We start from the raw sequence: 593 nt of genomic DNA on the forward strand, positions 1-593 counted from the left end.
ATGGGTCCGCAAGCGCGCCGTGGGCATGCGGCCCCGCATTCAGGCGGTTCCGTCTGCCGCAGCTTCGCCGAACGAGAGATGGTCGACCGATCTCGCCCGCATCTGGACCGGCAAGGACGGCTGGGCCTCGCTGGCCCTGGTGATCGACTGCCACACGCGCGAGCTTCTGGGCTGGCACCTGTCGAAGTCGGGCAAGGCCACGACGGCCAGCGCCGCCCTGGAATACGCCCTCATCGCGAGGTTCGGCACCCTGGGTCGTGTCGAAGACGAGTTCCTGCTGAGGTCAGACAATGGCTTGGTTTTCACCAGTCTCCACTTCACAGCCATTGTCCGCAGCTACGGGCTCAAGCAGGAGTTCATCACCCCGCACTGCCCGCAGCAGAACGGCATGGTCGAGCGCTTCATCCGGACGCTGAAGGAGCAGTGCGTGCATCGCCACCGCTTCGAGAGCATCCAACACGCGATGCGCGTCATCGGTGACTGGATTGCCTTTTATAACAACCGACGCCCTCATCAGGCGCTTGCCATGCGCACGCCTGCCGAGGCATGCAGATTAGCGGCCTAACCTGAGCAGATTCCGCTGGGTCAATACA

1 protein-coding gene is annotated in these 593 nt (G+C 63.4%); it reads left to right on the top strand.

Annotation, left to right across the window (positions count from 1 at the left end):
- Positions 1-565, top strand: a 565-nt coding sequence (locus tag Q4543_RS24525; RefSeq protein WP_303442811.1) for an IS3 family transposase, incomplete at its 5' end; no start/stop codon positions are given.
- Between the last annotated feature and the right edge of the window lie 28 nt (positions 566-593).

This window comes from Salipiger sp. 1_MG-2023, assembly GCF_030547555.1.
Taxonomy (GTDB): Bacteria; Pseudomonadota; Alphaproteobacteria; order Rhodobacterales; family Rhodobacteraceae; genus Salipiger.